The organism is Butyrivibrio proteoclasticus B316 (assembly GCF_000145035.1).
GTDB lineage: Bacteria > Bacillota > Clostridia > Lachnospirales > Lachnospiraceae > Butyrivibrio > Butyrivibrio proteoclasticus.
Genome location: NC_014387.1, coordinates 1070883 through 1091518 on the forward strand (window position 1 = coordinate 1070883; position 20636 = coordinate 1091518).

A 20636-nucleotide genomic window follows, 5' to 3' on the forward strand; every position below is an offset into this window, starting at 1 on the left:
TGAAGTTGCATAAATGGACCTGCCATATATCGGGCGCATTTATGCAACGTAGGCATAAAAGTATTTTGATCATTCAGGAGGTTTGATATGGCAGTCGTAGAGGAATTACTCCGCGCCGAGAATGATGGTAGCATCAGCTTTGGTAACTATGAGCTTTCAGAGAAAAAGAAGGTTGAGAACTTCGAACACAATGGAGACCTTCTCAAGGTTAAGACTTTCAAGGATATTACCAAGCTGGAATGTAATGAGAATTTCGTATATGAGTCAGTTCCGGGAACCACAGTACTAGGATTCAAGGATACAGACAAGGGAGTTGAGTTTAGTGTAGAGGGTGCTAGCGATGCACAGATCACACTGGGGCTTTTGGAAAACACAGAATACAGCGTGTTTGTAAATGGTAGCAGTATTGGCAAGATGAGTACTAATCTTGGAGGAAAGCTTAATCTCAGCGTTGAGCTTTCTGCAAATGGTAAAGCTACAGTAAGAGTTGAGAAATAATTGATCTTGTTTATCAAGGAGCTTTCTGCTGAGCCAGGAAGCTCCTTTTTGTTGTACAGGACCGGCAAGCTAATGGATGCTTGCATACGAATGGAAATTGTTCTATATAGATGTTGGGAGGGAAAATGGCAACTAAGATTAAGACAGTTTTTTTCTGCCAGAGCTGTGGCTATGAATCATCCAAGTGGATGGGCCAATGCCCTGGATGCAGAGAGTGGAATACCTTTGTTGAGGAGACTGTTAAGCCTGCAAGTAAGGCTTCGGGCAAGCAATCATCAGCTCTTTCTACGGGAGAATATAATAAACCTGTGAGCCTCTCAGAGATTGAGATGAGGGATGAGGAAAGAGCGGATACTCATATAGGCGAATTCAACAGGGTTCTTGGAGGAGGGCTTGTAAGGGGATCACTTATTCTTGTGGGCGGAGATCCGGGTATCGGTAAGTCTACACTTCTTTTGCAGGTCGCAGGTAATCTTTCCGGTGATAAAAGAGATGTTTTATATATATCAGGTGAGGAATCACTCAGACAGATCAAGCTAAGAGCCAACAGGCTTGGAAAGTTTTCTGAGAGCCTTAAGTTTTTGTGTGAAACAAATCTGTCAAATGTTGAGGAGGCCATTGTCAGAACCAAGCCCGAGGTTATCATAATCGACTCAATCCAGACTATGGCTAATGAATCTGTTTCCTCGGCTCCGGGAAGTGTTTCTCAGGTCAGAGAATCTACAGCTGTTCTCATGCGAATTGCCAAGAGCATGAATATTACTGTGTTTATTGTGGGTCATGTCACCAAAGAGGGACAGGTTGCAGGACCAAGAGTTTTAGAGCACATGGTTGATACTGTTCTCTATTTTGAGGGCGATAGACATGCATCCTACAGGATTCTAAGAGCAGTCAAGAACAGATTTGGCTCTACCAACGAGATTGGTGTGTTTGAAATGCAGGAGAAGGGACTTGCAGAGGTTACCAATCCTTCTGAGTTTATGCTTGATGGAAGACCTGAAAATGCCAGCGGCTCTGTAGTTACCTGCTCTGTAGAAGGAACAAGACCTATACTCATAGAAGTTCAGGCACTTGTTACACATACTAATTTTGGTTTTCCCAGAAGACAGGCAAATGGAACTGACTACAACAGAGTAAATCTCTTGATGGCAGTTCTGGAAAAGAGAATTGGCCTTCAGCTTGGGGATTTTGATGCGTATGTCAATCTTGCGGGTGGAATGAAGGTTGCTGAGCCATCGCTTGATCTTGGAATATGTCTTGCTATTATTTCAAGTTTCAAGAATAAGCCAATAAGCGATGATGTGATTGCTTTTGGTGAAGTTGGTCTTTCCGGAGAAGTGAGGTCTGTCAGCATGGGCGAGTCTAGAGTAATGGAGGCTCAGAAGCTTGGATTTAAGACCTGTATTGTGCCAAAAGCGCTTGAGGATAAACTTAAGAAGTCTTCAAAGGGCATAGAAATAATAGGAGTAGCATCTGTTTCCGATGCTATGAAGCTTATATAAAGACTCTTGCGGAATGATCATAATTGTCTTTTAAAAAACAAAAAATATTTTTAATATGATTGATGATGTGATTTTTTCTTTGGTATTATAAGTAGGTAATTTTTTTTAGGGAGTTGTTAAAAGGCGATGTCTGGGCGAATCGGTAAATCTCTTGCACTAATATGTGCAATGGCTAGTTTTATAGCTGCAATGGGGAGCAGCAGTGTCATTTCACGTGCGGAAGAGTATGCCGGGGACAATATGCTCGTGGCTGAACCGGAACAACCTGTGTATGAAGAATCCGAGGGGGATTCAGGAGATGAGATAATAGGGGACTTCATAGAGGCTTCATTAGGATACGACGTGTGTTTCTTTATTAAGAATAAAGCTGACGCGGACATTCCTAATGAACCTGCTAGTCACCCGTCTTCAGATTATTCGGCGGCAATCAGAATAAATAATGACGCTAGGAAAGCCGAATTTGTCTATGATCGGAACTTCGACGAAAGTACGGGCCAGTTTGAATCTGATGGCTTTACAGTTAAGAGCGAAGTTCTGAGTCGTGTAATGAGATTTCCTACAGAGGACGAAATTAAGACAGTTTATCCGGAGTTTGATCCGAAGAGTCAGTATGTCTTTTGGTATGTGTTTAAAAAGGCTTCTACTGCAGAACCTAATACAGATGTTTTTCTGCATGTGGATGGCGTGATCAGGACCAGGCAATGCCATAGCTCTGGCGAAGAGGAGGATGAGCCTGACCCGGCACCAGGATCAGAAGGCAGCACAGAACCTGGAAATGGAGAGCCGGAAAGTGATAAACCTGTAGAAGAGCCTGTATTTGATGCTGAAGATATTTCTTTTAATGTCTATTCCAAGAATGTAGAGAGCATTGTTAGAAATGGAGAAGAATATGTAGGAGGATTTGTTGTAGAAATCCTTGATAAGAATAGTAATCTTCTTACGCAGTATGTATTTGGAATAAATGGACAGCTTATTTCTGAGGATAGCCCTCTGGAAGCCAGTCAGACTGGTTCCGGCAATATAGATGCTTCTTTGGAAAATGATATTGGAATTAGCTGGGGAGCAGGAAAGAGTCTTTCTTATAACGGCCTGGCTTTTCATGTAAATGTAGATGCAGCCTACATTAAGAAGGCAAATGATGAGTTTCAGGTTATTCCTCTGCTATTTGCGGGAAGCGAAGTTAAGCCTGGTGAAATTATGGTGTCAGATGCTGCCGGAAATGCTCTCGCAAGTGCGACCAGTGTTCCAAGAGTTGCAGAGAAACACAAGGTAACGGTCACTGCCGGTACTTCTGTTCAGAATGATAATGGTCAGACGCTTACTAATACAGAAGCAATTGTTTCCGATGGAAGTCTCATGAAAGGACATAGAATGGAGGCTACTTTTAATGGAAGCCAGACAGGTCCCGGAGAGAGCGTTAATGAGATAACTGATATTCATATTTATGATAGTAATGGCAGAGAAGCTACAGCCTATTATGATGTTACTCTTAAGAAGGGAAAGCTCATTCTTGTAGACAGTAAAGAATCAGCGGCAGATGATAACAGTACCGGTTCTGCAGTGACAAGAATTCTTGTCAGGGATGAGAATGAAACAACGATCAGTAACAGTCAGCATGCACTTGGCTCAGGCAGAGATGATAATGATAGCATCAAGACTGGAACCGCTACAGCTTCCTTTAAGAAAATGTCTTACAGTGATAAGACTGTTAAGGACGGACAACTTGATTCAGACAAAAAAGCTTTTGCTGACGGGCAGGTTCTTGGCGCAAGAAGGGCAGATACAGGTGACTATACTGTGAATGCTGGAGCGAGACTGGCACTGATAGTGCTGTGCCTGATGCTTATATCTATAATTGAAATAAAAAGAAATAAAACGAAATAAAGTATAATATTTTATCTAAAAAGTGTCGATAAGATTTATGTATGAAATCTTGTTGGCACTTTTTTGTGTGCACAAGACCGGCAAGCGAATGGATGCTTGCATACAAATTCATTTGCCGGTCGCAAGGACATGGAGCACAAAGTGCGGAATGTCTGTGTGCAGAATCGAGTAGGAATCAGCCTACTCGATTGTGCAATTTTGACGGAGGCAGGTTATGTCTGGAAGATTACTTAGAAGAATAGGGAAAACTATTATATGTGTTGCCTTGGGGGCAGTTATTCTTTTTAATTCTCCTGTTGTGAGCAGAGCTTATGATGATACAGTTTCTATATCTGAAGATACCTATAATACTCTTACAAAGGGAACCAGGGTGTACAACGGAGTGGACTATGGCGCCAAGTATGGCTACAATCCGCTGTACTATTTCCTGAATTATAACGACCTTAGAATTGCTTATGGTGCTGATCCTGCCAAGCTTGTGGAGCACTATGCTTTGTTTGGAATAAAGGAAAACAGAGTTGCCAATAGACAGATCACCAGGGGAGCTCATTCCTGGGGCAGCAGTAATGAGTATATAGTTCCGTCCAATCAGCTGACCTCAAATCAAAGTAATGGAATGACGGTTATTCCGGAACAGCTTCACAATAATGGCGGAATGAACAAGCGACAGGATGTCGAGGCCAGAAGTGTGGCTAAGCAATTGGCAGACAGCATTTATGAGATTGTAATGCTGGCAAATAACCCGGAAGATAGTAATAAAAACAGCAGTTCCAGTAGCAGTAGCCAGGAAGAAAAGAAGCCGGTTATTAATGAGATACAGATGGTGGCATATGCTACGGGAGTTGTCCAGGCTTATTGCAAGGCTGGAAAAGAGCTGACCAGAGAAGAAGTTGCTGCCACTAATAGCAAGGTATATAGAACATCCTATGGAGTTTTCTGTGCTCATGAGTTTACCAGTGCTGGAGCTACAAGAGCTTTGGGACTTATCCTGGATTATCTTGATGCTGATATACATAGGGATTATCCGGATGCACCTCCAATTAAGTGGGTACATGTCAATGCAAATACCTGGAATCTGCAGTTCTGCCAGATTGCATGTAATAATCATGAAGCCTATGCAGATGCTATAAATGGCATTGCCGGATATGGCAAGCACCCTACGCAGGGCGGAGTTGAGAAAGATATTCAGTCCTATGTCAGTGTTGCTACTTTGACGCAGATCATCAATACAAGACCTCCTTTTACTGACGATGGACTTTATAGTACTCAGGATCTTCCTAAGAATACTAATCCTATGACGGGTACAGCTAACGACTATAAATGGTAATAATGGGATAGGGATATAAGCAGCAATACCGGGAAATGACAATGAGAAAAAGATGTTTGGGCTTTATTTCAATAATCTTAATACTGATTATCTTTTGCACTACCACAGTTTCGTCAAAGGCTACAAGTGGATATGGCGGATTTGGCGGAGAGACGATTGATGCGTCCACTTTTGGGAGTGACTATCGTATTACAACAATCCATATAGGAAGTAATGTAAGTAAGATTTCTTCGTCTGCCTTCAGAAACCTGATCAATCTCAGGTCTATCACTGTTAGCAGCAATAATCCTTCCTATGCTTCTTACAGTGGATGCCTCTATGACAAGGACTTTACTGAGCTTTTATGCTTTCCTGCTAATCTTTCAGGTGCATATATCCCGGAAAGTGTTGTATCAATTGGAAAATACGCACTTTATGGAGTGCCTGATAAGCTAAAGAAAAGCATAGTGGACGTGGTCGAGAGCCAGGCTTCAGAAAATGGGACAGATATGGATTTCCCGGGAGCTCACTTCGTTCATGTAGACAATTTGGTTAAGTGGAGATGCGCTGATGGAACGGTCATAGTTCCTAATTCTGACCTAATGGCAATGTGTGCGTCAGTTGTGAATGATTGCACAACCTACAACATGAAAAGAAGTAACCAGCTTGAAAACTGCTTTTACTATACGGCGGAGATTCTGTCCTATGAAAGAAGTATGGATACTCCTTCAGGGGACTGGACCAGAGAATATGCAGAAAAAGCTCTTTTAACCGGAAAGGCAAACTGCTATGGCTATGCTGCCGCTTTTGCATATATAGCCAGCGGACTGGGGTACGAAGCAAGAGTATGTACAGGAACAGTTACCTCTTCTCTTGGAGGAAGAACAGCCCACGCCTGGACAGAAGTCAAGGTGGGCAGCAGGTGGTATGTTTTTGATGCTGAGATGCAGGATGCCAAGGGAGATGGGTACTACAAACAGACATATGACAGTTACCCGGCAGGACCTTTGGAAACAGAGATGATTTATAAGGTGAGCTTTTGATTTAATAATTTTAGCTCTAAGGTAAATGAAGTATCTGACCGAAATATTCTTTGCAGTTTTGTAAATGATTTTTTGGGAGGTAAGATGAAAAGACTTATAGGTATTACATTTTCTATAGCAGGATTGATTTTATCAGTATTTGTAATAAATCTTTTGATGTACAGTTTTGTGCCTTCATATCATGATGCACTTGAAGCTGCAGTTGAAGGAAACAGCGACATTCCCACGGTTACGGTTGATGAAGCCGGCAATGTTATGATCCACGAGAGATCCGATAAGGCTCCAAGGGCATTAGCTATAGTCGACCTTGAGGATGAGGAAAACAGAGAAACACCACTGGCATCAAATATTGAAAATGATAAGTATGTAGTTGTAGAAAAAGCTGCTAAAGTAAAGGAAGATGCGGAACAGGAACAACCGCAGAAGCAGATCATTGACAAGGAATATCATGAGGACTGCGGAACAGGCAAGGGATATTGGGTTATCACTTATTCTGATGGAAGTACAAGCGTTGAGTGAAAGTGAATAGTAAATTCACTAAATATGCCTGTTTTTCGTTATTTCTTTTACCCTGAAATATGTTAAGAAATGTAAAGAAAATTATAAGATTTTGTTAATATATGAATGCCCGCAGGGTGTTAATATTATGGTGAAGAAATGGATGTCTTTTCATAGATGCCACAGGGGTGTTTAATATGCATCAGGTTACCTATATTTCTTATGGAGAAGGAACTGTAGATATCGTGCTGGATTCATCCAGTCTCAATGAGGTCTCGGCGCCGGAGTTCAGGTTCGGAGACTATTCTAAGGTTGTTACTTCATGTTTTACTCAGAAAGAACTTGATAGGATCAGTAAAGGTGAGAACGCGGAGATCATCTTTTCATTTGTTGTCTCTGATGAGGCAGAGGATGAGCTGATGCAGGGGGAATATAGCTCTGCCATCGAGGAAAACGAGGCAATTTTCGGCAACCTTAACGAAGGCATTTATGTGGATATAGATGCGGTTAAGTCTTTTGATGATGGAAAAGACATTCCGCTTTCGGATATTTCGTCAGATATAGATATTCAGGTGGATATTCCTCTTTATCTGATAAACGAGGATAGATCCTATTACTATCTGACTAACAAGATGGGAAAATATGAGCTGTTTGAGGATTCAACTCCGGACGCGGATGTGCTGACGGTTAATACAGATACGATCAGCTCCGGGCTTATTCTATATCAGGATAGGATGGAGAGTCTGATAGATCATAGCAAGAAGAGTGCGACAATAAGTCTGCAGTATGTGCTTATAGCAGGGATTTTCTGCCTTATAGGACTGTGGTTTTTAGTGGATCATTTTCACAAGAATTGTGCGTAATATTATCTTTTTTTTTAGGAGATTTTGTGATAGTATATACTCTATTGCTAAATTTAGCTTATTTTACTTAATATAATTGTGTGGGGCAATGCGATGAAAAAGAAAATGATCTGCTATATGATTATAGCGGCATTGGCGCTTTCTCTTATGGCAGGATGTTCAAATACACAGGAGAGCGAACCTGTTCAGGAATCTGTAGCATATAGTTCTTATAGTGATGCCAAAGTAGGGGTCTGTATTTATCAGAAGTCCGACAATTTCATGTCCCTATTTAGCAGTGAACTTGTTAAATACCTTGTTTCAAGGGGCTTTTCCAAGGACAATATAATACTTTATGACAGTAACAACGATGAAAATGTTCAGTTGTCTCAGGTTGAGGAGCTGATTGCATCCGGGATCAATGCGCTTATTATCAATCCTGTCAATTCTTCGGTTGCGCATTCTATCACCGACATGGCTTCAGCATCGAACATTCCGCTTGTGTATATTAATAGAGAACCAAGCGGCGATGAAGAGAACAGATGGGAGATGTATCAGCTTAATGTTTGCTACGTTGGATGTGATGCAAGACAATCCGGTATATATCAGGGGGAAATTCTTTTATCTCTTGGCAAGAATAAGCTTGATCACAACGGCGATGGCAAGATCCAGTACTTTATGATCGAAGGTGCTCCTGAGAATATTGACGCAGGTTATAGAACCCTTTATTCAGTTTCGGCGCTTCAGAATTCTGAAATGGAGATGGATTGTCTTCTTGATGAAGTTGGAAACTGGGATGAAACTACAGCTTCACTACTTGTGAGCAAGGGAATCCAGAACGGGCTTAAACCTGAGGTGATCATTTGCAACAATGATGCGATGGCACTTGGAGCTATCAAGGCAGCAGAAAAGTCAGGACTGGTTCCTGGCGAAGATGTCTATATTGTTGGCGTTGACGCGTTACCTGAAGCTATCGAAATGATAAAGGCCGGCAAACTGGCAGGCACTGTTTACAATGATTATGTTCTTCAGTCCCACAAATCTGCAGATGCAGTTATCAATTACCTTAAGGGCATCGACAATGAGCATTACATTGGATGCGATTATGTAAAGGTAGATATTGATAATGCAGAGAGCATCGCAGGTCTCACTAATACTGACGAAGAAGACATTGATTGAACAGGCCTGATGTGTAGCAGAGGGTGATATGGTCTGGGCTAATGTAATGTAGAGGGCAACAGGTCTTGGGCTAATGATTAGTAGAGGGTGATAGTGCCTGGACTAATGTTATATAGAGGACGATAGGTCTTGGACTAATGATTAGTAGAAGGAGATAGGGTCTGGGCTAATGTTTAAGTAGAAGATATAGACCTGGAGCTTTTGGTGGAGAATAGTTAGTTCAATAGAACAGCTATCGTGTTATTGGGCAAGAGAGTAACAGCTTTGTGCGCGGTAGTGCTTGGGAGCGCTAAAGGATTAGCCAGTAGATATTATATTTTGATGATTTATATACGATAATAAATTTTGGTTGATTTTATTATCTGACCGTTATATAATTGAGAACGTCGTCGGGGTGTGGCTCAGTTGGTAGAGCACTATCTTAGGGAGGTAGGGGCCGCGTGTTCGAATCACGTCACTCCGATTGCTAGAAACCGCTCAGTTGAGCGGTTTTTTATGTATTATGAAATTCCTTCGGATTTCCTAATATAAAAAACGCTATTGGAACAGTGTAGAGAGTAAGAGTTTTACTGCATATTATATGTTTTTCTGAAATGTGCAGTAGATGTTTTCTTTTAATACTGTATCTTGTAAAAAACTATATTTATGCAGTAAGGTGTTTACTGCAATTATCTTAGTTTTCATATTTCTACAGTAAATGGAAAAAATATTTACTGTAGATTTCTAAATATCTTTTTCCTGCAGTAATAAATCTGGCAGGACAATTCAATAATAGAAAAATAGTACTGCACCCATGTTAGTATTTGCATTTGTGCAGTAATAGAAATTATTCTTTACTGCACAAAGCGAATAATATGAATCTTTGCAGTAAGCAAATACAAAAAGGAATATATGTGAAAACCTATATGTGAAAACAGTTAATAGAAAAAACGACAAAAGGAGAATTACAGTGAACAATATAACAAAGGAACTAAATCAACATTTATTGGAAATAGAAAGCTTGATTGCCCAGGAAACTAGCAGGTTGAAGCAATATAAAGGGCTTGAAAAAGGCAAATTGCAAGTTACATCAAGTCATGGAAACATACAGTATCTATTTGTGGAGAATGGAACTAACTCTCCCAAATATATGCCTGCTATAGAGAAGGAAAAAGTGAGATTATTTGCTCAGCGTGAATATGATGAAAAGATGTACGAGCATTTGAATACTACTAAGGCAAGGCTTAGCCGCTTTATAAAAAACTATGATGAAAACAGTATAGATGCAATATATGAAAATATGTGCGAAGGTCGTAAAAGACTGGTTACCCCAATAAGACCAGACAAGGAGACAATAATAAATACCTGGATGGAAATGCATCCTGGTGGTATGAATACAATTGACGATGAACCGGATATAAGAACAAATCGGGGAGATTTTGTCAGGTCAAAATCTGAGAAAATACTGGCTGATTATTTTTATGAAGCTGGGATTCCGTATCAATGCGAGCCTAAGTTTACTCTTTTTTCAGGAAAAAATGTATATCCTGACTTTGTACTTCTCAATGTCAGAAGCAATAAGACAATATACTGGGAACATCTTGGAAAAGTGGATGAAGCTGCATATGTCATTAGGAACATGGGCAAGCTGATGGATTATGAAAAGAGTGGGCTTTTGCTGGGGGACAATCTGATCATTACACTAGAAACCCGTGAAAGACCTTTAGATATGGAACTTATCAAAAGAAATGTTGAACAGTTTTTGATATAAGTGGAGAGCTAATTTCAAATAAAACTAAAAGCAGTACTTTTGATGTCAGGGCTTAAGTGATAATTGTTTTGTGACGATATATGTATAGATAAGGATGAGTATGTAGAAATGAAGGAAATGATCAGTGCTTTGGTATGAAATGAACCACTAACCCAGTCACTGGAGACCATTTTGGAGGTGTTTTATGAAAATACAACAGAACACGGATGTTCAAATTAATCCTTTTCAAAATCAGGATAATGCCCGGGCTGCCACAGGTGCAGGGCAGTCTGCACATAAGAGTGGCAATCTGTCCTCAGTATCCGGTGCTAATCTGAAAGGGGAAAGCCTTGTTCAGCAGAGGCAGGGCTTTGCAAGAAAGCAGGCACTTAAGGTTGTGTCAGATGCATTTGGCGGTGAGAAGAAGCTGGATGCTCAGATGCAGGGCATTAAAGATGAGATAAAGCGTCTTCAGGATGTGATAAGCGAAAAGACTGCTGATACGATGGAGAATGATGCCAAATTAAAAGAGCTTCAGGAAGAATATGGTATTGATCCAGAAGGGGAAGAGAGCAAAGAGCTTTCAAAGCTTGCGTTCAAGATGAATAATTCCAAAGATGGTTTATCTGATGAAGAGATCAGTAAAATGTCGGAGTATCAACAGAAAGCAATTTATTATGTGGCAGCAAATCAGCAGAACTCTCTTGATATAGACAGGGCAAAAGCTCAGCAGATGGGAAATGTTCAGGGTTTTGCAGATATGAAAAGAGAACGAGCTAAGTCACAGGATATGCTGAAAGCTCAGGATGAAGCTGAAGATATTATGGAAGCAGCGGGCGAAGAGGCTATAGCTCTTTTGACGCAGGAAGCGGTTGAGCATGTAGACGAAGAGCAGAAGGAACGCGAGGAAGAAGCCAAAGAGGCAGCGGAAAAGAAGAAAGAGGAGAAGAAGGAAGAAGCAAAGAAGCTTGAAAAAGAGGCAATGCAGCAGGAAATGATAGAGAACATCAAGGAACACGCTGAAGAGACCCTGCGTACCAGTGCTGATACCAAACGGGCTATTGCAAGAAGAGAACGTGCAGAAGCTGATAGCATGGGAGCAGAGGATGCCCAGAGAACTATTATTTCTGAGGGTGCATCTATGGAGGATACGCAGAATGCTGTTAATTCTGAAATTACGAATATCCTCAATAAGCTGAGCTTACTTTCAAATGATGTTAAGGGCAGCACTGTTGACAGTCAGATATAAGAAAAACGCTATTCATGACATGGATTATGCTATTGGTGACATTAGTATTATCTGATAAAGGATTGATGCCGAAAGGAAAAAGAGAAAACCTTGTGATATTCACAAATCATGTACAAGGAGGTAGATGATTATGGCAGGAATCAATATAACTTCAGTGAACAGACAGGTAAAAGACATTAGTCAGGAAATATATGCTGCAAAGTTGCAGCGTGACGAGGTGCAGTCAAAGTCTGTGAACAAGGATGAGAGCAGTGGCTTACAGAACGTTGTCGCCGATAAACTAAGTGATAAATCTAACATAAATACTGCTTTCTCAGATACGGCAGCTACTTTGTCTATTTCTGCTTTAGGCGCTGAAGAATTGGAAAAAGTAAGAGATTCCTGGAATAATCATCCTGTCAGCGCTTTATATGAAAAAGACATACCGTTAAGTAAAAATGCAGAAGGTGTATATAAAATTGGCGGAGCATCATTTAATGATGAGGAGTTATCTGACGCAAGAGATTTGATAACAGGCGTTGGAAGTCAGCTGAAGAACGGATATCTCAGTTACAGAGATTATGCAAAGATGGAAGTTGCGCAGAAGGTTGTTGATAAATGTGCTACTGAAGGCTTTAATGAAGATCAGGCCAAAGCTATCAGCAAGGCCATGAAAGACTATAATAATAACCTAATCAGAACGCAAGAGCGGCTACTGGCAAATAAGCAAACCAAGACTAAAGATGATTCAGCATCCGGAAAGTACTTTGGCATTGAGGTTCATGTGCCAAATGAAGTAAGAAAATCAACTAATGAGTATGCAAGCACAGATATTGCTACAAACAATGATCTTATTAATAAACTTCGTGATAGTATAAAATCACTTGATATAAACGATAAGGACTCAGTATATAAGTATAAAGCACAATATGAAGAAATAATGAGACCTGTATACACGACTCAATATCCTTTGCAAAGGAATTCAGATATTGACGATATTATATCCAAAGATGTAAATGAGATATTGAAACTGAGCAGTAGATTGTAGACACAGAAATTTAAGAAAAATATAGCAGTTAAATAATTGACTTTATCTCAGGAAATATGTATTATGATGATACAAACAGATGACTAGAGCATCTGTTGACTATGAAGTGTAAATCCCTACTGGCAGGGGGATACATGGAGTCTATGGGCGGGTTTAGTGTGACAACCGCGAGCCAGTTAGGCGTAAGCTGAAAAGAAAACACTTATAATTAAAGCCTCGACGTTACTGTCGGGGCTTTAATTATGGAGGTATATGTGGAAGTAGTAAATAAGATTAAGAAAAACGCAGATGCATACAATAATCTGCTTGGTATAGATTATTATTTTTGTCTTGGTTATAAGGGAAAAGGATTTGAAGTCAGAGTTCATTTTTCTAAGGAAGAGTTTCATCATCTTGAAGGAATTGGTCAGTTACGTGATTTGAAAATTCACAGTGAAAGTGGAAATAGAACCTTTGATATGGCTTTAGCAGGAGATGTTTTAGAAGATGAACTGAAAAAATCTCATTTTTACCAAAGTGGATGCGTTCAGAATAAAGTGGATTATCTTTATCTTCTAGAACGGATATTTGACGAAGACAATATAGTATTTAGATTCAGAAAATCGATGAAAGGCAGTGGTAAGATAGAAGCTGAGTTGTTTCTGACTTCGGAGTTGGAGAATGGACAGTTCTTTGTATATCTTGATAGAGTCGAAGAATCTGATGAAGAATACTACTGTAGGTCATTTGTGGCTAACCCTGAATTTGATAGAACGCAAGGACATGTAAAGCTTACTACCCTTTGGAAAGAAAAGATAAATCTTGAGACTGGCGAGAGAACTGTTTTGTATAGGTATAAAGATTTCTCACCAGATCAGCTAAATATGTGATGCAATGATTATTGAAGAATATAGTTATTCATTGATGACGAGGAAACTGTTTGACCTAATGTTTGACCAAGAGGTCAGTCGGTGTTGTCAAACCTCCTTTCAATGCGGGCTTTGGCATTCTTACAATCGTGTTCGAATCACGTCACTCCGATTGATTAAAACCGCTCAGTCTGAGCGGTTTTTTATATAATATGAAATTCCTTCGGATTTCATATTATAAAAAACGTAAAAAACGCGATTGGAACAGCGTAGAGAGTAAGAGTTTTACTGCATATTATATGTTTTTCTGAAATGTGCAGTAGATGTTTTCTTTTAATACTGTATCTTGTAAAAAACTATGTTTATGCAGTAAGGTGTTTACTGCAATTATCTTAGTTTTCATATTTCTACAGTAAATGGAAAAAAATATTTACTGTAGATCTCTAAATATCTTTTTTCTGCAGTAATAAATCTGGCAGGACAATTCAATAATAGAAAAATAATACTGCACCCATGTTAGTATTTGCATTTGTGCAGTAATAGAAATGTCGAACAATTTCTGATATAAGTGGAGATTTTTAGCATATTAATAAGTCAAATACTAATTGGATTTTAAGACAAGCTGTTGTAAGATTTTGATTGTATGCTGATAGAGAGCACTTTTGATGATTAAGGGAGAATGTAAATAATGAATATCACTTATCATGATGAAATACCGAATGTGGAAACGTATCATGATTTAAGAGCTGCTGTTGATTGGGCTGTTTTTTGCCGTGAACAGTCTGAGAAAGCGCTTAATAATAGCTGCTACTGTGTTGTTGCCAAGGATGGAGACAGTACTGTAGCTATGGGAAGAGTTGTTGGAGATGGTATGTACTACACCATAGTAGATGTTATGGTGAAGCCACAGTACCAGGGACAGAAGATTGGCTCAGCAATAATCAATAAACTTGTTGAGCAGATAAATGCTGGGATTCCTAAAGGAGGCAGAACAAGTATCCAACTGATTGCGGCTCTGGGAAAAGAAGGATTCTACGTTAAACAGGGCTTTAAGATCTTGCCAAATGAAAACTCTGGCGCGGCATTAAGGAAAGTAATATATACGTAATTTAGTAGATGAAAGGAATACCTGATGAGAACACTATTTATAGGCAATAGCCACACTTATTACAATGACATGCCAGCGATTTTTAAGGAAATATGCTCTGAGAATGGGATTGATATGCAGGTCACTATGCTTACAAAAGGCGGCATGGGCCTTGATTACCATGCAGAGAATGAGCAAACTAGGTTCAATATATTGTTCGGAGATTATGATTTTGTAATATTACAGCATGTCGCTCATCCCATGGGTGAGTTTGAAGTGATGCAGGAAGCTGCGGACAAGATCATGTCATGGGTAGGACAGACATCTGCAATTCCATGCTACTTCATGACATGGACAGAAGAAAATAATGAGCAGTTTCAGCAAGAGATGGCCTCAAGATACAGGAAGTTGGGAGAAAGACATAACTGCCTGGTTGCTCCTGTAGGTGAGAAGTGGTGGGAAAGAATACATGAGGATCCATCTGTGGATTTGTATTTCGAAGACAGGAGACATGCATCACCTGCAGGTTCAAAGCTTGCGGCACATGTTATATTTGACACCCTCAAGGCAAAAATAGATGATAAACGGAATTTGGCTAAGTGATATTAAGATTCTAAGATAAAATGAAATATATCAGATATTACAACGCAAACAATCATTTTTTATAAAATAGATTTGTGGTAGAATATACTAAAATCTAATGAAAACAGGTAGGGCGCTAAAATGGATTTCAAGGGCCGTAATAATAATGATGAGCTAAAGAGTGAGATCAAGAACATAGTCGATCTGATAATTGCAGACTACGACAATGGTCGCGATGTGGATCAGATGGATGTCTTTAATCAGCCTGACAGGGATGCGGTAAAAGACATAGTGATCAAGCTTCTTCGAATTATTTATCCAGGTTATTCCAGAGACAAAATCTATAAGAGTTACAATGACAGCAATAGAATTGCCATTGTGATCGAGGATGTCATCTACAATATGCAGAAGCAGATTGCAATTGCATTTCATCATAGCCCGGATTACGCCAACGCATCTGATGAAACACTTGACTGCGGTGCCAGATGCATAACTCACGAATTCTTCAAACAGCTTCCCAAGATAAGAGAGTATGTGGATACTGATCTTCAGGCCTGCTATGACGGAGATCCTGCGGCTTACAGTAAGGGAGAAATTATTCTTTCTTATCCCGGACTTCTTGCCACAACCATCAACAGGATTGCACATGAACTGTACCTTCTCAAGGTGCCGCTTATACCGCGTATGATGACTGAGTATGCTCATAGCAGAACGGGAATTGATATTCATCCGGGTGCAACTATAGGCAAATACCTGATGATCGATCATGGAACCGGTATAGTTATCGGTGAAACTTCAATAATTGGTGAGCATGTCAAGATTTATCAGGGCGTTACAATTGGCGGACTCTCTACAAGAGGCGGCCAGTCCCTAAAGGGTGTTAAAAGACATCCCACAATCGAGGACAATGTCACTATTTATGCAGGTGCATCAATCCTCGGCGGTGAAACAGTTATTGGAGAAGGCTCAGTTATAGGAGCTAATGCCTTTATTACAGAGTCAGTTCCCGCAGGAAGCCGTATCAGTATGCAGAGATGTAGATAAAAATAGGCTGAGAAATAACATTTTCGTGTTTTAGAGCTAAATAAACTCACACGAAGCAAATATATTATTTACTGCAGCCATGTACTCACCTTTGCTGCGGGATTTACGGATGGCCTTGAGATACTTCTCATTATCTTTGAAATGAACATGGAGAAATGCCCAGTGCTCCAGCATCTTGAAGATTACATTCCTATCTTCCGGGATGAAAAGAGAATACTCTTCATAGAGACGCTTCAAGTATTCTCTGAGTTCTCCTGCTTCCAAAGGCTTACCACCCTGAAGCTGCCTTGCTAGGGCAGGGTTAGATAAGAGGCCGCGGCCTATCATGACAGATGTGCATGAAATGGAGGAACCTATCGAATCGAAGGATTCTATCTTTTTCAAATCATCGATGCTATTAATATCCCCATTATATACAATATCTGCCTTGCCGCCGGCATTTCTGTATACTTCGACAGCTCTCTTGAAGGCATCAATCCTTGGCTCACCTTTATAAAAATCTTCCCGGACTCTTGCGTGGATAGTGAGCTCACTGATAGGATACTTGGCATAAATCTCCATCAGCCTGTCAGCTTCGGATTCGTCACTAAATCCAAGCCTTGTCTTGATAGAAATGCTCTTATTACCAAGATCCTCAAATATCCCATCCAGCATAGAATCCAGATACTCCGTATCCGTCAAAAGACCTGATCCTTTGTGGGAATTTGTCACTGTGGCCGCAGGACATCCAAGGTTAAGATTGACCTCATTGTACCCAAGATTCCACATTTCTTTTGCAGCCCACACAAAGGTATCTACGCGATTTGACATGATCTGTGGAACAATCTCATTTCCGTAATCCTCGAAGCCCTTGATGAACTCCGGCATTACATCTCTTTTTTCGCGTTTCTTAAAATGCATGTTATGATGCGCAGTCAGAAACGGCGTATAGTATTTATCGATACCACCAAAAATCTCATGGTGGACATTTCTGAGTGGATATAGGGTAATCCCCTCCATTGGTGCAAAGTAATACTTCATATTAATTAGTCCTTGTCTATCAAAAAATATAAACACTGCGGAATTCAATCACTAATGTAAAACACAAAAAATAATCACTAATGTAAGATACAAAAACAATCACTAATGTAAAATACAAGAATCAATCCCTAATGTAAATACAAAAACATACTATAATAAATAACATTAGGAAACATTCCACAATAATCTATCACACTTTCAACACATTTGGAGTATAATATATTCTTGTGTAGTAAACAAACGAAATATTAGTGTAATGTCGCTGAGGGAATAGTGGCAGCATTTTACACTAAGGAAATGGGGAACAGGGATGAGTCAGGAGAAAATTGACGCTTACAAAAAAGAAAAATCAGGACGTAAACAGGCTATTGCCAAGCATAAAAAGAGAGTTAAGATCGCTAAGATTTCAGGCATTATTGTAGCTGTTGCTATAGTTGCAGCAATTGTTGGCGGAATCCTTTGGAACAATTTTGGTGGATCTAGTTCAGCAGCTGCCGATGCTTCATCTGTAGAGGTATCTGTTGAGGCGGGCGCAGAGGATTCAGCTGTTGAGAGCACAGAAGAAACATCTACAGAGGATGGAGCTGCAGAAGCTTCAGAGGCTGATGCTGGCGCAAGTGCTGCATCTTCAAACTGATAGGCACTGATTTTTGCAGAATGAATATATAAAGACTAATGCAACTGATTGGACAACAATCAGTTGCATTTTTTATTCAATAGGAAATTGCTCTGCAATTTCTATTGAACAAAAACGCTCCGCTATGGATGCGAAAAAAAGCCTGAAAAAAGTTTTCATGGATACTAATTTTTGTACTATATTCTGCCGATAAATGGAATGAGGTAATATATCATTCTTTTTTCTGGCAAAGGGATTGCCATCAGGTACACGGACGTACGAGATAAAAGAAATGCTAACAGCTATCAGAATATAGCTTGGAGGTACGTGTCCTATGATGAGATCACTTTGGTCGGCAGTTTCCGGTCTTCAAACACACCAGTTAGAAATGGACGTCATTGGTAACAATATAGCCAATGTCAATACAACTTCATATAAATCACAGGCAACAGGTTTTCAGGATGTTCTCTATCAGACCATCAAAACAGGTACTGCAGGAAACGGAGTTAAAGGTTCCACAAGCGCAGATCAGGTCGGACTCGGTGCCAAGATGGGCTCTATTAATATCAATATAACCAAACCCGGTTCTGCGCAGACAACCTACAATCCTTTTGATCTTATGATCACAGGAGACTCTTTCTTTGTGGTATCTGAGAGTCAGAACAGTCCAAATCAGGAAAAATATTTTACCAGAGACGGTAGCTTTACAATTGATGCGGAAGGAAGTCTTGTAACACAGAATAACGGATTGTATGTGAACTTTATTGAAGGTGAAGGAATCCTTGGAAACGGCGAGCCGCTTATTTCTGACAGAACCAAGACTATGGCTGGACAGGCTACATCTGAAGCTTACCTCAAGGGAAATATCGACAGAGATGATAAGCAGCTTGTAGAAGGCAGAACTATTCAGATGGATGTCTATGGAAATGATGGCAATGTCTACACTATCAACTTCAAGCTTACAGACAATGCGGATGATGAAGACAATACCTATAGCGTTCAGATTGATAAGATATTGGATAAAAACGGTAACAAAATCAGCAACACTCTTAATGAGAAGCTGACACTTACATATGATCATGCTAATGGCCGTCTTACAGGCATTACTCCTTATCCTATATATACACTTGATAATGGTGTTCAGGAACTGGATGATGACGGAAACGTATTATCTACCACCTATACAATGGATGGAAGAATGGGACAGGCAGAATTTAGCCGAACACTGACAGGTAAAGATGGTAATCAGTACACAATCTATTATTCCATCGATCACCATGTTCCTGAGGAAGGCGAGGAAGAGACAGATACTGCAGATTATGATTTCAATGTAGTATACGTAAGAAAAGGTGAAGGAACCAGGCAGTATATAAATAAAACAATGGCAGTCATTGATTATGACAGTGAAAGCGGAAATCTTCTGACAATTGATGGCGAGAATGCCGGAGAAATCAATGTTGACCTTTCTGAAATCTATGATGGAATCGGAGATATAACCTTTGATATTTCCAATACTACAATTCCTGTTGCAGCTGGAACAAGCTACAGATTTGAGTTTAATGGAGAAGCAGATGTTCTTGGTTCATTAAACGTAGATTTCTCAAATACATCCAATTACGCCAGCTCAAACGGAGTTCATTCATCTTCAGTCTCTGCTATCAGGGGAGACACATATGGCCTTAACAAAGGATATCCAAATGGAGATATGAATGGAATAACAATATCTGACAATGGCTCTATATATGCTAAATATAGCAATGGCCAGGATGTTAAGCTTGCACAGATTGTTGTAGCTGAATTCAATAATGCTATGGGTCTTGAAAAGGCAGGAGATAATGTCTACAAAGCATCTCTTAATTCTGGCGAGCCAATATATATGGACATTACTGAAGATGGCGGCTATATGTCATCAGGTGTTCTGGAAGCCAGTAACGTTGACCTGGCCAAAGAGTTCACAGACATGATCACTACCCAGAGAGGCTTTCAGGCAAATAGCCGCGTAATTACGACATCTGATGAACTATTACAAGTATTAAAGGGATTGAAGCGATAAACGGATTATCCTAAAAAATGTGATAGCGTTTATCGAATAAAAATGGAAACTCCAATTTAATTAATTTCAAAATGAAATTTTGTATCACATGGCTGGACTGATGTCCAGCCTTATTTATTAAAAAACTATGAAGATTCTATGAAAAAGTAGTTGTAATTCCATATATGATGAAGTATATTATAACTACACGGCATAATAATCTTAACTTAAATAAAATAATTTTAACTAATTTTAGTTAAGATTCATATCAAATAAAGGCAAAGCCATTGGAAAATGGTGACGCAAAGCTATAGGGTCTCAATCGCATATGCGACAGACAGCCAGTTGCTGGCACTTACTGAGAGTGCTATGTATGGCCGCCCTGTTATTGAGTAGTACGGACGGTCATTTTTTTTGGTAATGAAGTACATGAGAGTTCAAGGATGAACGGACTGCATAGGTTATGCGGTCATAGTACAAGGAGTATTACTAATTATTACTGCTACCTGAGCTATGCGTTTGCCTTTGGACATATTTTGAGAGGTATTTTGCGCAGGAACGGTTGCTGAGCAAAGTACCTCCTTTGTTTTGGAGAGATTGGTTTAACGATAAACCAATAATATATAGTTTTACTTTTTCTATTATATAAG

At 39.8% G+C, this 20636-nt stretch carries 18 protein-coding genes, 1 tRNA gene and 1 riboswitch; of the genes, 18 read left to right on the forward strand and 1 reads right to left on the reverse strand.

Annotation, left to right across the window (positions count from 1 at the left end):
• Positions 1-87 precede the first annotated feature (87 nt).
• The 16 genes from BPR_RS04480 (at position 88) to epsC (ending at position 16318) form a co-directional block, all read left to right on the forward strand.
• A complete protein-coding gene (locus BPR_RS04480) occupies positions 88-498 on the forward strand; it encodes a hypothetical protein (protein WP_013280272.1) in 411 nt (136 codons plus the stop codon).
• Positions 499-623: 125 nt separating this feature from the next.
• Positions 624-2000 carry a DNA repair protein RadA gene (radA, locus tag BPR_RS04485; RefSeq protein ID WP_042256541.1) on the forward strand — a complete coding sequence of 459 codons (1377 nt, stop codon included), beginning with the start codon at positions 624-626 and terminating at the stop codon, positions 1998-2000.
• Positions 2001-2126: 126 nt separating this feature from the next.
• Positions 2127-3884 (forward strand): hypothetical protein, encoded by a 1758-nt coding sequence (locus tag BPR_RS04490; protein WP_013280274.1) that lies wholly within the window; start codon positions 2127-2129, stop codon positions 3882-3884.
• Between the two features lie 214 nt (positions 3885-4098).
• Positions 4099-5211, forward strand: coding sequence for a hypothetical protein (locus tag BPR_RS04495; RefSeq protein WP_013280275.1), 1113 nt, complete (start codon positions 4099-4101; stop codon positions 5209-5211).
• A 41-nt stretch (positions 5212-5252) separates the two neighbouring features.
• Positions 5253-6233 (forward strand): transglutaminase domain-containing protein, encoded by a 981-nt coding sequence (locus BPR_RS04500; RefSeq protein ID WP_042256544.1) that lies wholly within the window; start codon positions 5253-5255, stop codon positions 6231-6233.
• Between the two features lie 84 nt (positions 6234-6317).
• The gene (locus BPR_RS04505; RefSeq protein ID WP_013280277.1) at positions 6318-6752 is read left to right on the forward strand and encodes a hypothetical protein; all 435 of its coding nucleotides are present in this window, start codon (positions 6318-6320) and stop codon (positions 6750-6752) included.
• Positions 6753-6928: 176 nt separating this feature from the next.
• A complete protein-coding gene (locus tag BPR_RS04510; protein WP_042256546.1) occupies positions 6929-7594 on the forward strand; it encodes a hypothetical protein in 666 nt (221 codons plus the stop codon).
• A 93-nt stretch (positions 7595-7687) separates the two neighbouring features.
• Positions 7688-8752, forward strand: a complete 1065-nt coding sequence (locus BPR_RS04515) for a substrate-binding domain-containing protein (RefSeq protein ID WP_013280279.1) — start codon at positions 7688-7690, stop codon at positions 8750-8752.
• 390 nt (positions 8753-9142) lie between these two features.
• Positions 9143-9215 (forward strand) — tRNA-Pro (locus tag BPR_RS04520).
• Positions 9216-9701: 486 nt separating this feature from the next.
• Entirely contained in the window at positions 9702-10502 is an 801-nt protein-coding gene (locus BPR_RS19630) for a hypothetical protein (RefSeq protein ID WP_052301795.1), read from the forward strand.
• 184 nt (positions 10503-10686) lie between these two features.
• Entirely contained in the window at positions 10687-11730 is a 1044-nt protein-coding gene (locus BPR_RS04530; protein WP_013280281.1) for a hypothetical protein, read from the forward strand.
• Between the two features lie 130 nt (positions 11731-11860).
• Complete coding sequence (locus tag BPR_RS04535) at positions 11861-12757, forward strand: hypothetical protein (protein WP_042256548.1); 897 nt, start codon at positions 11861-11863, stop codon at positions 12755-12757.
• 254 nt (positions 12758-13011) lie between these two features.
• Positions 13012-13626, forward strand: a complete 615-nt coding sequence (locus BPR_RS04540; protein ID WP_143754263.1) for a PBECR4 domain-containing protein — start codon at positions 13012-13014, stop codon at positions 13624-13626.
• Positions 13627-14293: 667 nt separating this feature from the next.
• Complete coding sequence (locus BPR_RS04545; protein WP_013280284.1) at positions 14294-14713, forward strand: GNAT family N-acetyltransferase; 420 nt, start codon at positions 14294-14296, stop codon at positions 14711-14713.
• Positions 14714-14737: 24 nt separating this feature from the next.
• Positions 14738-15295, forward strand: coding sequence for a hypothetical protein (locus BPR_RS04550; RefSeq protein ID WP_013280285.1), 558 nt, complete (start codon positions 14738-14740; stop codon positions 15293-15295).
• Between the two features lie 120 nt (positions 15296-15415).
• Positions 15416-16318: a serine O-acetyltransferase EpsC gene (epsC, locus tag BPR_RS04555; protein WP_013280286.1), complete on the forward strand. Its 903-nt coding sequence runs from the start codon at positions 15416-15418 to the stop codon at positions 16316-16318.
• A gap of 36 nt (positions 16319-16354) precedes the next feature.
• On the opposite strand, the gene BPR_RS04560 is transcribed toward epsC, so the two are convergent.
• Entirely contained in the window at positions 16355-17338 is a 984-nt protein-coding gene (locus tag BPR_RS04560; protein ID WP_042256551.1) for a tRNA dihydrouridine synthase, read from the reverse strand.
• Positions 17339-17648: 310 nt separating this feature from the next.
• Between BPR_RS04560 and BPR_RS04565 the strand changes: the two genes are divergently transcribed.
• Positions 17649-17975: a hypothetical protein gene (locus BPR_RS04565; protein WP_013280288.1), complete on the forward strand. Its 327-nt coding sequence runs from the start codon at positions 17649-17651 to the stop codon at positions 17973-17975.
• Between the two features lie 313 nt (positions 17976-18288).
• Positions 18289-20007, forward strand: coding sequence for a flagellar hook protein FlgE (locus BPR_RS19635; RefSeq protein WP_013280289.1), 1719 nt, complete (start codon positions 18289-18291; stop codon positions 20005-20007).
• 246 nt (positions 20008-20253) lie between these two features.
• Positions 20254-20339, forward strand: a riboswitch (cyclic di-GMP riboswitch).
• Positions 20340-20636: the final 297 nt, after the last annotated feature.